Annotated in this window: 15 protein-coding genes; 9 read left to right on the forward strand and 6 right to left on the reverse strand. The window is 63.0% G+C overall.

The features are described 5' to 3' along the window. Window positions 1-65: 65 nt before the first annotated feature. The 3 genes from ACWHXP_RS08625 (at window position 66) to ACWHXP_RS08635 (ending at window position 2,482) form a co-directional block, all read left to right on the forward strand. Complete coding sequence (locus tag ACWHXP_RS08625) at window positions 66-1,373, forward strand: MFS transporter (protein WP_489625439.1); 1,308 nt, start codon at window positions 66-68, stop codon at window positions 1,371-1,373. A 156-nt stretch (window positions 1,374-1,529) separates the two neighbouring features. After that, on the forward strand, window positions 1,530-1,667 hold the full coding sequence (locus tag ACWHXP_RS08630; RefSeq protein ID WP_166675572.1) for a hypothetical protein: 138 nt from the start codon (window positions 1,530-1,532) through the stop codon (window positions 1,665-1,667). Between the two features lie 29 nt (window positions 1,668-1,696). After that, window positions 1,697-2,482: a glycosyltransferase family 2 protein gene (locus ACWHXP_RS08635; protein WP_227022690.1), complete on the forward strand. Its 786-nt coding sequence runs from the start codon at window positions 1,697-1,699 to the stop codon at window positions 2,480-2,482. 29 nt (window positions 2,483-2,511) lie between these two features. Here the strand turns inward: ACWHXP_RS08635 and ACWHXP_RS08640 are convergent, their stop codons facing one another. The 5 genes from ACWHXP_RS08640 to ACWHXP_RS08660 all read right to left on the reverse strand — a co-directional run bounded on the left by ACWHXP_RS08640 (window position 2,512) and on the right by ACWHXP_RS08660 (window position 6,531). Next, window positions 2,512-2,805, reverse strand: a complete 294-nt coding sequence (locus ACWHXP_RS08640; RefSeq protein WP_034335679.1) for a hypothetical protein — start codon at window positions 2,803-2,805, stop codon at window positions 2,512-2,514. Window positions 2,806-2,904: 99 nt separating this feature from the next. Further along, window positions 2,905-3,621 carry an ATP-binding cassette domain-containing protein gene (locus ACWHXP_RS08645; protein WP_121040109.1) on the reverse strand — a complete coding sequence of 239 codons (717 nt, stop codon included), beginning with the start codon at window positions 3,619-3,621 and terminating at the stop codon, window positions 2,905-2,907. After that, window positions 3,614-4,372 (reverse strand): ATP-binding cassette domain-containing protein, encoded by a 759-nt coding sequence (locus ACWHXP_RS08650; protein ID WP_121040107.1) that lies wholly within the window; start codon window positions 4,370-4,372, stop codon window positions 3,614-3,616. The genes ACWHXP_RS08645 and ACWHXP_RS08650 overlap by 8 nt, the downstream gene beginning before the upstream one ends. Further along, entirely contained in the window at window positions 4,369-5,592 is a 1,224-nt protein-coding gene (locus tag ACWHXP_RS08655; protein ID WP_489634001.1) for a branched-chain amino acid ABC transporter permease, read from the reverse strand. The genes ACWHXP_RS08650 and ACWHXP_RS08655 overlap by 4 nt, the downstream gene beginning before the upstream one ends. A gap of 3 nt (window positions 5,593-5,595) precedes the next feature. Then, on the reverse strand, window positions 5,596-6,531 hold the full coding sequence (locus tag ACWHXP_RS08660; RefSeq protein ID WP_489634000.1) for a branched-chain amino acid ABC transporter permease: 936 nt from the start codon (window positions 6,529-6,531) through the stop codon (window positions 5,596-5,598). Between the two features lie 164 nt (window positions 6,532-6,695). On the opposite strand from ACWHXP_RS08660, the gene ACWHXP_RS08665 reads away from it, so the two are divergent. From ACWHXP_RS08665 to ACWHXP_RS08690, 6 genes are all read left to right on the forward strand, one after another. Beyond that, window positions 6,696-8,171: a protein adenylyltransferase SelO gene (locus tag ACWHXP_RS08665; RefSeq protein WP_489633999.1), complete on the forward strand. Its 1,476-nt coding sequence runs from the start codon at window positions 6,696-6,698 to the stop codon at window positions 8,169-8,171. Window positions 8,172-8,259: 88 nt separating this feature from the next. Next, complete coding sequence (gene msrB / locus ACWHXP_RS08670) at window positions 8,260-8,655, forward strand: peptide-methionine (R)-S-oxide reductase MsrB (protein WP_034335690.1); 396 nt, start codon at window positions 8,260-8,262, stop codon at window positions 8,653-8,655. 45 nt (window positions 8,656-8,700) lie between these two features. After that, window positions 8,701-9,321: a septation protein A gene (locus ACWHXP_RS08675; protein WP_039788195.1), complete on the forward strand. Its 621-nt coding sequence runs from the start codon at window positions 8,701-8,703 to the stop codon at window positions 9,319-9,321. Further along, the gene (locus ACWHXP_RS08680) at window positions 9,318-9,602 is read left to right on the forward strand and encodes a BolA family protein (protein ID WP_121040099.1); all 285 of its coding nucleotides are present in this window, start codon (window positions 9,318-9,320) and stop codon (window positions 9,600-9,602) included. The genes ACWHXP_RS08675 and ACWHXP_RS08680 overlap by 4 nt, the downstream gene beginning before the upstream one ends. A 94-nt stretch (window positions 9,603-9,696) precedes the next feature. Beyond that, window positions 9,697-10,473: a peptidylprolyl isomerase gene (locus tag ACWHXP_RS08685; RefSeq protein ID WP_489625434.1), complete on the forward strand. Its 777-nt coding sequence runs from the start codon at window positions 9,697-9,699 to the stop codon at window positions 10,471-10,473. A gap of 504 nt (window positions 10,474-10,977) precedes the next feature. Beyond that, window positions 10,978-12,087, forward strand: coding sequence for a porin (locus tag ACWHXP_RS08690; protein WP_121040093.1), 1,110 nt, complete (start codon window positions 10,978-10,980; stop codon window positions 12,085-12,087). A gap of 182 nt (window positions 12,088-12,269) precedes the next feature. On the opposite strand, the gene purL is transcribed toward ACWHXP_RS08690, so the two are convergent. Further along, a complete protein-coding gene (gene purL / locus ACWHXP_RS08695) occupies window positions 12,270-16,301 on the reverse strand; it encodes a phosphoribosylformylglycinamidine synthase (RefSeq protein WP_489633998.1) in 4,032 nt (1,343 codons plus the stop codon). Between the last annotated feature and the right edge of the window lie 379 nt (window positions 16,302-16,680).

Below are 16,680 nucleotides of genomic sequence, written 5' to 3' on the forward strand. Positions count from 1 at the left end.
TCAAGCGGTCACAAAGAACCGGCGACGCACAACAACGATACGTCAAACATCATCTGGAGCGAGACATGACCTACCACGCAGGCGCAGCCGCCGACGGCGCGCGCGCATCCTTTGAAGACGCGACCTACAGCAAGGTCACCTGGCGGCTGCTGCCGCTGCTGTTCCTGTGCTATGTGGCTTCCTACCTGGACCGGGTCAACGTCGGCTTTGCCAAGCTGCAGATGCTGCAGGACCTGAAATTCAGCGATACCGTCTACGGCCTGGGCGCGGGCATCTTCTTCCTGGGTTACTTCGTCTTTGAAGTGCCCAGCAACATGATCCTGCACAAGGTCGGCGCGCGCCTCTGGATCGCCCGCATCATGATCACCTGGGGCATCATCTCGGGTGCGATGGCCTATGTCACCACGCCGGAAATGTTCTACATCATGCGCTTCCTGCTGGGGGTGGCCGAGGCCGGCTTCTTCCCGGGCGTGATCCTGTATCTGACCTACTGGTATCCGGCTGCGCGGCGCGGCAAGATCACTGCGCTGTTCATGACCGGCATCGCGCTCTCGGGCGTGATCGGCGGACCGCTGTCGGGCTGGATCATGCACGCCATGCCGGGCGTGTGGGGTCATACCGGCTGGCAGTGGATGTTCATCCTGGAAGCCATTCCTTCGCTGATCCTGGGCGCCCTGGTGATCCTCTATATGAAGGATCGCATCCGTGACGCCGAGTGGCTCACCGAAGACGAAAAGCGCCTGCTGGAAACCAACATCAGCCACGAAGAAAGCCAGAAGGAACACCTGTCCCTGGGCGCCATGTTCGCCAACGGCCGTGTCTGGCTGGGTGCGCTGATCTACTTCTGCTTCGTCATGGGGCTGTACGGCGTGAGCTTCTGGCTGCCGACCATCATCAAGGCCACCGGCGTCTCCGATCCCCTGAACGTGGGCCTGCTCACGGCCATCCCCTACGCCTTCGCCGCTGCGGCCATGGTGCTCATCGGCCGCAGCGCCGACGCCCGCCGCGAACGCCGCTGGCACGTGGCCATTCCCGCCTTCGTCGGTTGCATCGGCCTGTTGCTGTCCACCCTGTATGGTCACAACACGGCGCTGGCGATGGCCTCGCTGACGCTGGCCAGCGTCGGCATCCTGACCACCCTGCCGCTGTTCTGGAGCCTGCCGACGGCCTTCCTGTCGGGCACCGCAGCTGCGGCCGGTATTGCGCTGATCAATTCGCTGGGCAACCTGGCCGGTTTCGTCAGCCCCTTCCTGGTCGGCTGGCTCAAGGACACCACGCAGAGCACCAATGCCGGCATGTATGTGCTGGCGGCCTCGCTGGTGATCGGCGGTCTGCTCACGCTGAGCTTGCCAGCCAAGCTGGTCAACAAGTAAGACGGCCTGGCAATCCTCTTCGCATTCAGGTCAGCCCTCCACCTGCCTCCCGGCAGGTGGACTTCTTCATGCAGCTCCCCGCATCAAGTTTACAGTGCCTGTTTTGGGCGCTATAGTTAGCCCCCAATAAAAGTCGATTCCGGGGGGGATCCCATCTTGCTGCATCGTCTGCCCGCCGGGCCGATGTCCATCGACACCCTGCACCTCTTCTACGTTCGCCGGGAGAGCATTGCCTGCCAGCCGGACGAATGGCCTGACGATCTCCTTTCAGGATTACCGGCCCAGGCCGGCTGACATCCACCGCCCACTACTGACTCATGACCATGCATATTGCGCCCGTGTTTTCCATCGTCGTCTCCACGCACCGCCGCCCGGCCATCCTTGAACGCGCTCTGCAATCCTTGCTGGCCCAGAGTTTCAGGGATTTCGAGATTGTCCTGGTCGCTGATGAAGGCACTGCCGCGACCAAGGAAGTCGCCAGCCGCCTGCTGCGCGAAACTGATGTCTTCCTCTGCCTGCCCGGTGCCAAGGGCCCGGCCGAATCACGCAATGCGGGTGTGCAGCTGGCGCGTGGCCGTTTCATCCTGTTCCTGGATGATGACGACAGCTATCGGCCCGATTTCCTGCAGGCCATCGTCCAATGCAACCGCTTCCGCAGCGATGCCGTCAACTACGTGTCCTATAGCCAGGTGAGGGAAATGCGTACAGCCGAGAGCACCCAGGTGATCTCCAGCACCGACATCGATATGAGCGGCACCGACATCCGCGGCCTGCTGGTCAGCAATTTCATCCCCAACAACACCATCATCCTCTCCTCGTCCATCGCCAAGCGCCATCTGGTGGATGCCGCGCTGCAAAGCCATGAGGACTGGGATTACCTGATTTCGCTGGTGGTCAAATACGACTTCAATTTCCTCGGCATTTCCGGGCCGGTCGTGCACATCAATGAAGGCCAGAGCCGCAACAACGACGCCAAGTCCCAAGGTTCGATCGCCTTGGATTATTTGTCGATCTACCGCAAATGGCCGGCAAGCGACGACGACCTGCGCCTGCGTCGCAAGGAGATGCTGCGCACCCTGGGATTGGATTTGCCACCGGCCATGCTGTAATCAGAAGAGAAAAATCCGCACGCCCTGAATCAACGTCTGCGTTCCGATTGGCTTGCGGATTGCGGCTCCAGCAATGCCCGCATCGCCAGCCGCACCAGCTCGGCATGCCCCGCCTGCGGGAAACGCTGCCGCTGGCGGGCAATCAGTTGGTCAACCCGCATCCGGTCCCCGTGGCAGAGTTCGGTCATGCGGGCGGTCATCTCCAGATAGCCCTGCGGATCGTGCAAGGGCACATCCTCGCGGCGGACGTAACGCAACCAGGCGCGGTCAGCCGCATACAGGGCCAGGACGGCCAGGCAAATCAGCAGGGGCCAGAGCAGCATGAACATCTCCCGATCGGCTAAAGCGGGGATTGTGCGCGTCCCCTGATGGCCCGACCATCGTGGCGGCACGAGAATTGCCCCCTTTCGCCGGCGATGGCCTCAGAGAGCCAGCCACTCCTGCTGCAAGGCCTGGTCCGCCGCCAGTTGCGCCGGCGTGCCATGAAAGACCATTTCGCCGCGTCCCATCACGTAAACTCGCTGTGACAGCTCCAGCGCCAGAGCCTGTTTCTGCTCTATCAGCAGCACCGCCACCTGCCGCTGGCGCAGCAGTGCGAGGTAATGGGCGACCTGCCCGACCATCTGTGGCGACAGGCCCTCGGTCGGTTCGTCAATCAGCAACAGCCGGGGATTGCCCATCAGTGCGCGGCCCAGCGCCAGCATCTGCTGCTCCCCGCCCGACAGCGCCCCGGCCGCCACCTTGTAGCGCCGTTCCAGGGACGGGAACAAGGTCAATACTTCCTCTTCGCGCCAGCCATCGTCCGGTACCGTCCCGCTCTTGCGGCCGAGCAGCAGATTTTGCTGCACGGTGAGCGCCGGAAAGACATCGCGGCTTTCAGGCACGTAGCCGATGCCGCGCTGCGCGATGGCGTAGGTGGCCAGACCGGCCAGCGAACGGCCCTCGAAATCGATCTCCCCCGTACTGCGCACCTGGCCCATCACGGCCTTGAGCAGGGTCGAACGGCCCGCGCCGTTGCGGCCCAGGATACTGACGATCTCGCCGCGTGCCACCTCCAGCGAAACGCCATGCAGCACGTGGCTCTGGCCGTACCAGGCCTGCAGGCCGGTGAGCCTGAGCAACGCAGAGGATTTATCCATGGGGCCTCCGGTCCAGATACAGCGCCTGGACATCCGGATTGGCGCGGATGCGCTCGGCGCTGTCGCAAGCGATCACGCGGCCGTTGTCCATGACTGCGATGCGGTCGGCCAGGCCGAAGACCACCTGCATGTCGTGTTCCACCATCAGCAGGGTCTTGCCGACGGTGACTTCGCGGATCAGCGCGACCATGGCGGCACTCTCGGCACGGCTCATGCCGGCGGTCGGCTCGTCCAGCAGGATCACGGAGGCATCGGCCGCGATGGTCACCGCCAGCTCCAGGGCGCGCTGCTCGGCATAGCTCAGCTCGCCCGCGGCCACCTCGGCACGCTGGGCCAGACCGACCTTGTCCAGCACGGACAGCGCCCGCTCGCTGGCGTCGCGCAACTGGCCGATGCGACGCCAGAAGGCATAGCGGTAGCCCAGCGTCCACAAGAGCGCGCAACGCACATTCTCAAAAGCGCTCAGGCGCGGGAACAGACTGGTGATCTGGAAGCTGCGTGCCAGTCCCAGCCGGTGAATCTGCTGGGGCGGCTGGCGCGTGATGTCGCGTCCGTGCAGCAGCACGCGGCCGGCATCGGCGCGATAGCGTCCCGAGACGACGTGGAACAGGCTGGATTTGCCGGCTCCATTCGGTCCGATGAGGGCACAGCGCTCGCCGGGCTGCAATTGCAGATCGACACCACGCAGGATCTCGCTGCGGTCGAAGGCCTTGTGCACATCCTGCAGTACCAGTGGCAAAGGGGCCGTCATCGCGCCCTCCCCGAACGTTGCCAGGCCACCAGCGCACCCGCGCCCACCACCACGCAGAGCGCTGCAATGCCCCACGGGGCAGCGGCATGAACGTCGATGCGCCAGCCCCATAGCATCAGCGATGCAGCACCTTCGCCGGTATCGGCGAGGCTGCCCAGGCTGGCCTGATACGCCATCTCGGTCGCCAGGATGACACCCGTCAAGGTACAGAATGCAGCCGCCAGCCACCATGCCAGACGTCCCGCAAGACGGGCATTCATCTGGCCGCCTTGCAGCAGGTGCCAGCTGCGGTCGATCAGGCTGGCCAGCCCGCCCGGCGTAGTCATCACGATCAGGATGAAGAACGCACCCAGATAGAACTGCCAGGCCTGCGTATAGGCCGACAACCAGGAAGAAAACAGCACCCCGACGACGCCCCCGATGACGGGCCCGTAAAAATAGGCGGTGCCACCGATGAAGGTGAACAGCAGGATGGTGCCGGAGCGCAGCGCTCCGACGTATTCCGCACTGACGATTTCGAAATTGATGGCCGACAGCCCGCCAGAGACCCCGGCAAAGAAAGCCGACAGGATCAAGGCCAGATAGCGCACCCGCTGCGGATCGTAGCCGAGGAAGGCGGCGCGTTCGGGATTGTCGCGCACGGCATTGAGGATGCGGCCCAGCGGGGTATGGCGCAGGGCATGGATGGCGACGGCACAGACCAGCAGCCAGCCGGCGATCAGGTAATACACCTGAATCTGCGGGCCGTAGCTGATCCCGAGCACGGGCTCGCCGATGACGCGGTTGCCCGAAATGCCGCCCTCCCCGCCGAAAACCTCGGGAAACATCAACACGCAGGCCGAGACCAGTTCCACCAGTCCCAGCGTGATCATGGCGAACGTCGTGCCGGCGCGGCGCGTGGTGAGATAGCCCAGCACCACCGCACAAAGCGCGCCGGTCAGGCCGCCGGCCAGCGGGACCAGCGTCACCGGAAAGGCCAGCACGCCATCGGCCATGCGGTTCATCAGGTGAATGGCCCCAAAGGCGCCCAGGCCGGAATACACCGCATGCCCGAAAGAAAGCATGCCACCCTCGCCCAGCAGCATGTTGTATGAGAGGCAGAGCAGCACCATCGTGCCCATCTGCGACAGCAGCGACAACGCTGCGCTCTGCGGAAACACCAGCGGTGCGGCCAGCAGCATCAGGGCAAAGAGCAGCCAGGGAAGCACGATCCGTCGCATGGCTCAACTCTCCCGCCGGCCCATGAGGCCCTTGGGACGCACGATCAGCATCACCACCAGCAGCAGATAGGGCAAGACCGGTGCCACCTGCGCCAATGTCAGCCGCGCCAGCGGTGACAGCGCGCTGCCGGACGGCACCTGCAAGCTCAGGCTGGCCAGCGAGACATCCAGCGCCACCGCAAAGGTCTGCATCATGCCGATCAGCAGGGAGGTGATGAAGGCTCCGGCCAGCGAGCCCAGCCCGCCCACCACCACCACCACGAAGATGATGCTGCCCACGGCCGCCGCCATCCCCGGCTCGGTGACGAAGGCATTGCCACCGATCACGCCTGCCAGCGCCGCCAGTGCGCAGCCGCCGCCAAATACCAGCATGAACACGCGCGGCACGTTGTGGCCCAGCGCTTCGGCCATCTGCGGATGGGTCAGCGCGGCCTGGATCACCAGTCCGATGCGGGTATGGCGCAGCAACAGCCACAAGGCCAGCAGCATCAAGGCCGCCACCAGCAGCATGAAGCCGCGATAGACCGGGAAGGCGGTCGAATACAGGGTAAACAGCGTGCCGTCCAGTTCGGGCGGGATGCGATAAGGCACCGGCGAGCGGCCCCACACCAGTTGCACCAGTTCCACCACCAGATAGGACAGACCGAAAGTGAACAACAATTCCGGCACATGCCCATAGCGATGCACGATGCGCAGGCCGTAATGCTCCACCAGCGCCCCGGCCACACCCACGATCAGGGGCGCCAGCAGCAGCGCCCACCAGAATCCGAGGACGCCAGCCAGTGCATAGGCAACATAGGCACCCAGCATGTAGAAGCTGGCATGGGCGAAATTGGGCACGCCCATCATGCTGTAGATGAGCGTCAGGCCCGAGGACAGCAGGAACAGCAAAAAGCCGTAGCCCAGGCCGTTCAGGAAGGTGATCAGCGCGAATTCCAAATTGCCAGCCTTGCGGGGAGATGCCGTATCGAGGAGGTTGAAGAGCTTGCCGCGTCCGGCCAGGCGCGGCAGGACGCAAAAGTGCAGCGATCCTATGGGATTCGCGCTTCTCTGTCAAAATAGCGGATTGCGGCCCGGTCCGGGCTGCGCGCCACAGGCTGACCATGACGCAATCCTATCCGCTGCCCCCTTTCGGGAACCGTTTCGCCGAACTGCCACCGGCCTTCTATACCCGGCTGCAGCCCACGCCCCTGCCCGCGCCCTACCTGGTCGGATTCAGCGAGGCAGCCGCGGCCACGGCCGGGCTGCCACGGCCGGCCGATGAGCACTTCAGCTTCCTCGACATCTTCGCCGGCAACCTGATCCCGCCCGGTTCGACGCCGCTGTCGGCGGTCTATTCCGGACACCAGTTCGGCGTCTGGGCCGGCCAGCTCGGCGATGGCCGCGCCATCACCCTGGGCGACCTGCCGGCCGCCGACGGCCAGGGACGCATCGAGCTGCAGCTCAAAGGCGCGGGCATGACCCCCTATTCGCGCATGGGTGATGGCCGTGCCGTGCTGCGCTCGTCGATCCGTGAATTCCTCTGTTCGGAAGCCATGGCTGCGCTCGGCATCCCGACCACGCGTGCCCTGACCGTGATCGGCTCGGACCAGCGCGTCATGCGCGAAGCCCCGGAAACCGCCGCCGTCGTCACCCGCATGGCCCCCAGCTTCATCCGCTTCGGTTCTTTCGAGCACTGGTATTACAACCAGCGCTTCGATGAACTGAAGATTCTGGCCGATACCGTACTCGAGCAGTTCTATCCGGAACTGCTGTCTGAAGAGAACCCGTATCAGGCCCTGCTGAAAGAAGTCACCCGCCGCACGGCGACGCTGATGGCGCAATGGCAGGCCGTGGGCTTCATGCATGGCGTGATGAATACCGACAACATGTCCATCCTGGGCCTGACGCTGGATTACGGCCCCTTCGGCTTCATGGAAGCCTTCGACGCCCGCCACATCTGCAACCACACCGACCGCCAGGGCCGCTACAGCTACCAGATGCAGCCGCGCATCGGCCAATGGAACTGCTTCGCGCTGGGCCAGGCCATGCTGCCGCTGATCGGCTCGGTGGAGCAGACCGAAGCGGCGCTGGCCGACTATGAAGCCATCTTCCAGGCGCGCCATGCCGAATTGCTGCACGCCAAGCTGGGGCTGCGTACGCAACAGCCCGAGGATGAGCAACTGATTGAAGCGCTGTTTGCCATCCTGCAAGCCAATGGCGTGGATTTCACCCTGTTCTTCCGCCGCCTGGGCGACTTGCGCATCGGCAATACGGCTGACGACGAGCCGGTACGCGATCTCATCCTCGACCGCCCCGCCTTCGATGCCTGGGCCGCGCAATACCGCGCCCGCCTGCGCGCCGAAGACAGCGACGACGCTGACCGCCGGCTTGCAATGCACGCGGTCAACCCCAAGTACGTGCTACGCAATTACCTCGCTCAGGACGCCATCGACCGTGCGCTGGAGAAGGATTTCAGGGAAGTGGCCCGCCTGCAGCAGATCCTGCAACATCCCTTTGACGAACAGCCCGAATTCGAGCGCTATGCGGCGCTGCCGCCGGAGTGGGCCCGTCACCTGGAAGTGAGCTGCTCATCCTGAAGCATGGCCTGACTTTTGACACATCTGAAACTTTCTTCCTGAGCAGGCCGCAGTTGCCCGCCGCCCGTCATCCCCCAAGGAGCCAAGCATGAACAAACGTGTAGAAAAGACCGAAGCGCAATGGCGCGAACAACTGGACCCGATGGAATACCAGGTCACCCGCGAAGCCGCCACCGAGCGCGCCTTCACCGGCCGTTACTGGGATCACCATGAAGCCGGCACCTATACCTGCGTCTGCTGTGACACGCCGCTCTTCACGTCGGACGCCAAGTTCGATTCCGGCTGCGGCTGGCCCAGCTACTTCGAACCCATCGATCCGGCCAACGTGCGCGAGAAAGTGGACCGCAGTTATGGCATGATTCGCACCGAGATCATCTGCAACGTCTGCGACGCCCACCTGGGCCACGTCTTCCCCGACGGCCCGCCGCCGACCGGACTGCGCTATTGCATCAATTCGGCTTCGCTGCGTTTCGACCCGGCGTAAGCCGCTCCTCCACCGTTTCATTGACTCACTGAAGAAGCCAACCCGATGAAGTTTCTGTTCGACCTGTTCCCCGTCATCCTGTTTTTCGGCGTCTTCAAATGGGCCGAGGGCCATCCCTCGGCCGCGCAGGACCTGGTGATGCAATACCTGGGCGGGGCCATGTCGGCCGGTGCCGTCACGGCCAGCCAGGCCCCGATCCTGCTCTCGACCGCGGTCGCCATCGTCGCCTCGCTGGGCCAGATCGCCTGGCTGCTGCTGCGCCGGCGCAAGGTGGACGGCATGCTGTGGGTGTCGCTGGCCATCATCGTGGTCTTTGGCGGTGCCACCATCTATTTCCGTGACGATACCTTCATCAAGTGGAAACCGACCATCCTGTACTGGGCCTTCGGCCTGGCCTTGCTGGTGTCGCAGCTGTTCATGAAGAAAAATCTCATCCGCGTCATGATGGAAAAGCAGGTCACCCTGCCCGAAGCGATCTGGCCGCGCCTGAACCTGGCCTGGATCGTGTTCTTCGCGGTCATGGGCGTGCTGAACCTGTACATCGCCTTCAATTACTCGCTGGATACCTGGGTCAACTTCAAGATGTTCGGCAGCATGGGCCTGATGTTTGCCTTCATCATCGGGCAAAGCCTGTTCCTCTCCAAGTACATGAAGGACGCCGAATGAGCGCCGCTGACACCCGCGTGCAGCGCATCACCGAACGCCTGACTGCAACTTTCTCGCCGCAGGTCTGTCTGGTCGAGGATGAGTCGGCCCTGCATGCTGGACATGCCGGTGCCGCCTCTGGCGGAGGACATTACAGGATCCGCCTGGTTTCCGACTTGTTCGAGGGCAAAAATCGGTTGAACCGCCATCGGCTGGTGTATGATTGCCTGTCCGACCTGATGCAGCAGGAGATCCATGCGCTGGCCATAGTGGCGCTCTCCCCATCAGAGGCAACGAACTGAGACCAAGAACAAAGACCGACGCCTGCTTTTATCCAAGCCCCTCCTGTTTTTCTTCTCCGTTTTGATTCATTCCTTTCTTTTCTAGGATTCAACAATGACATTCAAACCCGCTCGTCTGCTGGTGCTGCTGTTCGCCATCGCTTCCATCCCGGCCTTCGCTCAAAACCTGGCCGTCGTGAACGGCAAGGCGATCCCTTCCTCACGCGCCGAACTGATGGTCAAGCAGATGACTGCGCAAGGCCAGCCTGACAGCCCGCAACTGCGCGGTGCCATCAAGGAAGAGCTGATCAATCGTGAAATCCTGATGCAGGAAGCCGACAAGCAAGGCCTGTCCAACAGCACCGACGTCAAGAACCAGCTGGAACTGGCCCGCCAGTCCATCGTCATCCGCGCCCTGATCGCTGACTACCTGAAGAAGAACCCGGTCTCCGACGCCGACATCAAGGCCGAATACGACAAGTTCAAGACCCAGGCCGGCGACAAGGAATACCACGCCCGCCACATCCTGGTGGACAAGAAGGAAGACGCCGAAGCCATCATCGCCAAGCTGAAGGCCGGTACCAAGTTCGAAGACCTGGCCAAGCAATCCAAGGACACCGGTTCGGCAGCCAACGGTGGCGACCTCGACTGGGCGACCCCGGCCTCCTTCGTCAAGCCGTTCTCCGACGCCATGGTGGCCCTGAAGAAGGGTGACATCACCCAGACTCCGGTGCAGACCCAGTTCGGCTGGCACGTGATCAAGCTGGAAGATGTGCGCCCGGCCAAGGTCCCGACCCTGGACGAAGTCAAGCCGCAGATCGCCGAAGCCCTGCAACAGAAGAAGCTGCAGGCTTACCAGGAGCAACTGCGCGCCAAGGCCAAGGTGCAATAAGCCTGACGCCCTGATCGCCGAAGAGGACGGCTGCGCGCCCTCCTCTTCATCGCTCTCCCCGCATGCCCGGCCAGGTTTCCTTGCCGGGCATGTTGCTTTTTAGCTACGTTTGCACGCACAAGTTCTGCTTGAAACGTCAAAAAGTCGCTTGTAAACCCCGGATTTCCTCCAAAAAACCGCTGAAATTGGCTTTCCTGTCATATGGAAGACACAAATCCAGCTTCATAGTGAAGATTTATTTTTATAAAAGATTTACGCAATATATTTTTTATAATCATATAAATTCACTAAATAATTAAAAAAGAGGAATTTTCCTGCAGCATTTCGCGCATTTTGCGAACCATCGTTCTGATATTCTTCGACCCAGTTCCAAATAGGGACAGGCTGCGGCCGGCCACGTTGAATGCGGTCGCGGCGATAAAAGAGGTGTTTCGGGGAGAGGCACACAAGGCTGATCCGCGGCGCCATCAACAACACAACATCGTGCTTTCTGGAGAGAAACCTATGAAGAAGAGTTCCATGCTGCTGCTGGCAGCCGGCCTGACCACCGGCGGCGCAGCCTTTGCCCAGTCCTCCGTGACCATCTACGGCATCGTCGACACCAGCATTCGTTATCTGAGCAATGACAATGCCCAGGGCAGCAGCAACGTGCGCATGGACAATGGCGCCATTTCCAACAGCCGTATCGGTTTCAAGGGGACCGAGGACCTGGGTGGCGGCCTGAAGGCAGTGTTCCGTCTGGAAAACGGTTTCAGCAGCGACACCGGCGCCGCCCAACAAGGTGGCCGTCTGTTCGGTCGTCAATCGTGGGTTGGCCTGGCCGGTGACTTCGGCAAGGTCTCCGTGGGCCGCCAGAACACCGCCCTGTTCGACCTGATGGCCGATCACTTCGATCCGCTGACCGTCGGCAACTACGAAACCAACTCCTGGATGCCGGCTGCCGCCACCCGCGTGCGCAGCGACAACACCGTGCGCTATGACGGCCAGTTCGGCCCCGTGGCCGCTTCCGTGAGCTACGCCTTCGGCGAGCAAGCCGGTTCGACCCGCAGCGGCAGCCAGATCAGCACCGCCCTGCGCTACAACAACGGTGGCTTCGCCATCGGTGGCGGCTTCCAGCAAACCGTCGATACCACGGCTGCACGCAACAAGGCCACGACCTACAACCTGTCGGCTTCCTACGCCTTCGGCGCGGCCAAGGTCTTCGCCGGTTACTACCGCATGAAGGACGCGACCGGCCTGAACGGTCTGTTCATGGAAACCACCAACTACTCGCTGGCCAACACCGCAGGTGGCAACACCGTCGGCGTGGAACGCAAGGATGATGGCTACTTCTTCGGTGCCAACTACCAGGCCACCGCTGCACTGAGCCTGACCGGCGGCGTGTACTACGACAAGAGCAAGAACGTGGCCTACCAGGCCCTGGGCAATGTCGGCGACGGCAAGCGTTACACCGTCGTGGGCGTGGCCGAATACGCCCTGTCCAAGCGCACCCAGCTGTACACCACCGTTGACTACAACAAGGCCAAGGATGCTGCCGTGTACGAGATCACCAACTCGGCCAACGGCAAGAGCAACCTGACCACCGTCGGCGTTGGCATTCGTCACATCTTCTGATCCGGCTTGAGGATGGCGCTTTCCTTCGGGGAAGCGTCATCATCCGACCGCGCAGCAGAAACAAAAAAACGCAGTTCCGAAAGGAACTGCGTTTTTTTTCATCCTGCTTTTTCAGCCCCTGCCCGAGTGCCCCGCACAGCGGGCAGTCGGAACAGGAAACTTCATTTCAAGCCATTTCCGGCTCAACCCACCCACTTGCGGGCATTGCGGAACATGCGCATCCACGGCGAATCCTCGCCCCACGATTCCGGGTGCCAGGATTGGGTCACGGTGCGGAACACGCGTTCGGCGTGCGGCATCAGGACCGTGAAGCGGCCGTCCGGGGTGGTCACCGAGGTGATGCCCTGCGGCGAACCGTTGGGGTTGAACGGATAGGCTTCGGTGGCCGCGCCGCGATGGTCAACGTAGCGCATGGCGATGAGGGCCTTGTCGATGTCACCGGTCTGCGAGAAGTCGGCAAAACCTTCACCGTGGGCAGTGGCGATCGGTGCCTGGGTACCGGCCATGCCCTGCATGAAGATGGACGGCGAATCGGCCACTTCCACCATCACGAAACGCGCCTCGAACTGCTCGGACTTGTTGCGGGTGAACTTGGGCCAGGCTTCCGCGCCCGGGATCATGGACTTCAGGTTGCTCATCATCTGGCAGCCGTTGCAGATGCCCAGCGAGAAGGTGTCCTGGCGCTGGAAGAAGCGCGAGAACTGCTCGGCCAGCTGCGCATTGAAGAGAATCGTCTTGGCCCAGCCTTCGCCGGCGCCCAGCACGTCACCGTAGGAGAAGCCGCCGACGGCGATGAAACCCTTGAAGTCATCCAGCTTGGCACGGTTGGCGATCAGGTCGCTCATGTGCACGTCCACGGCGGTGAAGCCGGCCTTGTGCATGGCGTAGGCGGTCTCGATGTGCGAGTTCACGCCCTGCTCGCGCAGGATGGCGACCTTGGGACGCGCCGCTGCGCCCAGAGACAGGTAGGGTGCGGCGATGTCTTCCTGCGGATCGAAGGTGAGCTTGGGCGTCATGCCGGGGTCGGCTGCGTCCAGCAGGCGTTCGTATTCGGCATCGGCGCAGGCCGGGTTGTCGCGCAGGCGGGCGATGCGCCAGCTGGTCTCGCTCCAGACGCGGTGCAGCTCGGCACGCGGCTGGCTGTAGATGTTCTTGGCGTCGCGCATGAATTCGATCACGTCGCGGTCGTTGGGCTTGCCGATGATGTGGCTGCACGCGCCCAGGTTGTAGCTGCGCAGCACGTTCATGACGTCCGACTTCTGCTCGGCCGGAACCTGGATCACCGCACCCAGTTCTTCGCTGAACAGCGCGCGCAGGGTCAGTTCATTGCGGCGTTCGGCCACTTGCGTGGTCCAGTTCTTGGAATCGCCCCAGTCTGCGGCGTGCTCGGCTTCCATGGTCAGGATGTCGAGGTTGACCGAGATGCCGGTGTGACCTGCAAAGGCCATTTCGGCCAGGGCGGCATACAGGCCGCCATCGGAACGGTCGTGGTAGGCCAGCAGGCGGTCTTCGGTATTGAGTTGCTGAATGGCGTTGAAGAAGGCCTTCAGGTCTTCTGCGCTGTCCACGTCCGGGGTCTGGTTGCCGATCTGCTGCATCACCTGCGTGAGCGCCGAGGCGCCCATGCGGTTCTTGCCACGGCCCAGGTCGATCAGGATCAGGACGGTTTCGCCCTTGTCCTTGCGCAGTTGCGGGGTCAGCACGCGGCGCACGTCGGTCACCGGCGCAAAGCCGGAGACGATCAGCGAGACCGGCGAGGTCACCGACTTGGCGCCCTCTTCATCGCTCCAGGTGCTGCGCATGGACAGCGAATCCTTGCCCACGGGGATAGAGATCCCCAGTGCCGGGCACAACTCCATGCCCACGGCCTTGACGGTATCGAACAGCGCGGCGTCCTGGCCGGGCTGGCCGCAGGCCGCCATCCAGTTGGCTGACAGCTTGATGTCGCCGATTTCGGCGATAGGGGCGGCGGCGATGTTGGTGATGGCTTCACCGACAGCCATGCGGCCAGAAGCCGGGGCGTCGATCACGGCCAGCGGGGTACGCTCGCCCATGGCCATGGCTTCGCCGAGGTAGCCTTCCAGGCCCATGGCGGTCACGGCCACGTCAGCCACCGGCACCTGCCACGGGCCGACCATCTGGTCGCGCACGGTCATGGCACCGACGCTGCGGTCACCGATGGTGATCAGGAAGGACTTGTCGGCCACGGCCGGCAGGCGCAGCACGCGCTGGGCCACGTCCACCAGCTCCATGCCGGTCAGGTCCACCGGCGGCAATTGCTTCTCGAGGTGCTGCACGTCGCGGTGCATCTTGGGCGGCTTGCCCAGCAGCACATCCATGGGCATGTCGACCGGGCTGTTGTTGTGCTCGGGATCGATCACCTTCAGCTGGCGTTCTTCAGTGGCGGTACCGACCACGGCGAAGGGGGCGCGCTCGCGCTCGCACAGGTATTTGAACAGTTCCAGGTGTTCCGGCAGGATGGCCAGCACGTAACGCTCCTGGGATTCGTTGCTCCAGATCTCGCGCGGAGCCAGGCCGCTTTCTTCCAGCGGCACCTTGCGCAGGTCGAAGATGGCACCGCGCTTGGCATCATTGGTGATCTCGGGGAAGGCGTTGGACAGGCCGCCCGCACCCACGTCGTGGATGGACTGGATGGGATTGTCGTCGCCCAGCGCCCAGCAGGCATTGATGACTTCCTGGGCACGGCGCTCCATTTCCGGGTTGCCGCGCTGGACCGAATCGAAGTCCAGATCGGCAGTATTCACGCCGGTAGCCATCGAGGACGCAGCACCACCGCCCATGCCGATGCGCATGCCGGGGCCGCCCAGCTGGATCAGCAGGCTGCCCACCGGCAGGTCGTTCTTTTTGGTGTGCTTGGCGGAAATGTTGCCCATGCCGCCGGCGATCATGATGGGCTTGTGATAGCCCATGACCTGCCCGCCCACGTTCTGCTCGTAGGTGCGGAAGTAACCGCCCAGGTTGGGACGGCCGAATTCGTTGTTGAAGGCCGCGCCACCGAGCGGGCCGTCGATCATGATCTGCAAGGGCGAAGCGATGCGCTCCGGCTTGCCGTAGATGCCGCCCTGGGCGTGTTCATCGCGCTGGTCCACCGGCTGGGCGACGTCGCGGGCGTTTTCCCACGGCTGCACCGCATGCGTGACCATCAGGTTGGACACGGTAAAGCCGGTCAGACCGGCCTTGGGCTTGGAGCCACGGCCGGTCGCACCTTCGTCGCGGATCTCGCCGCCGGCGCCGGTGGAGGCACCCGGGAACGGGGAGATGGCGGTCGGGTGGTTGTGGGTCTCGACCTTCATCAGGATGTGGGTCAGCTCGTCCGAAGCTTCATACACGTTGCCCTTGGTGGCACCACGCTGGTAGAAGCGCGAAACGGTCGCGCCCTCGATGATGGAGGAGTTGTCCGAATAGGCCACCACGGTGCCCTTGGGCGCCAGTTGATGGGTGTTCTTGATCATGCCGAACAGCGACTTGTCCTGCTTTTCGCCGTCGATGGTCCAGTCGGCATTGAAGATCTTGTGGCGGCAGTGTTCGCTGTTGGCCTGGGCGAACATCATCAGTTCGACATCGGTCGGATTGCGCTGGGCCTTGGTGAAGGCGTCCACCAGGTAATCGATTTCGTCATCCGACAGGGCCAGGCCCAGTTCGGTGTTGGCGCGTTCCAGCGCGGCACGGCCGCCGCCGATCACGTCCACCGATTCCAGCGGCTTGGCCTGCAGTTCCGAGAACAGGCCGGCGGCGTCCTGCGGATCGCGCAGCACGGTTTCGGTCATGCGGTCGTGCAGCAGCGCGGCCACGGCCGGGATGCTGGCTTCATTCAGTTTCTTGGTACCCCCCAGCAGGCCGTTCTTGACCTGCACGCGGAAGATGATGCCGCGCTCGACCCGGTGGATGTGGCCCATACCGCAGTTACGCACGATGTCGGTGGCCTTGCTGGCCCACGGCGAGATGGTACCGAAGCGCGGGATCACCACGAAGGCATCGCCCTCGTCGCTGCCATTGAAGGGATCGCCATAGGTCAGCAGGCCGTTGAGGCGTGCCTCGTCCTCCCGCGTCAGGGCCTGGGCCTGGCCGGCGTCGACGAAGTGCAGATAGCGGCCGGATACGCCGGTGATGGCGGCATCCACTGCTTGCAATTGGGTCAGAAGGCGTTGGGTACGGAAAGCGGAAAGGGCATTGGAGCCCGGCAGGATCAGCATGGCGAGGTCGAGGCAGTTAGCTTGAATCGGGAAAACCGTCGCAGCATCGCGGCAGGGACCGGTCCACCGACACCAACCGCCCCGGATGACGCATCGCACAAGGAAAAATCGTGCAGGTCGGGGACTGGCGGAATGATGGATCGTGCGCGCGTTTGCTGGCAGAGCCGGCATTATACAGTGGACACCGCGCCAAGTCCCGCGCAAAGCGAGCGGTGGGGCCGCGCTGCCTCCAAGCGGGCGGCAGCGCGATGCAGCAGACCGCTGTCATCCGCGCCTTGTCGCCAGACGTTGTCATTTGGAGCAGAAAATGTCCCCCCTTTCGGGCAGGACGCACGTAGCCCTGCGGCAATATCCAAACTGCAAGGAAATTTCGCGGTAT

The organism is Herbaspirillum sp. Her2 (assembly GCF_057961375.1).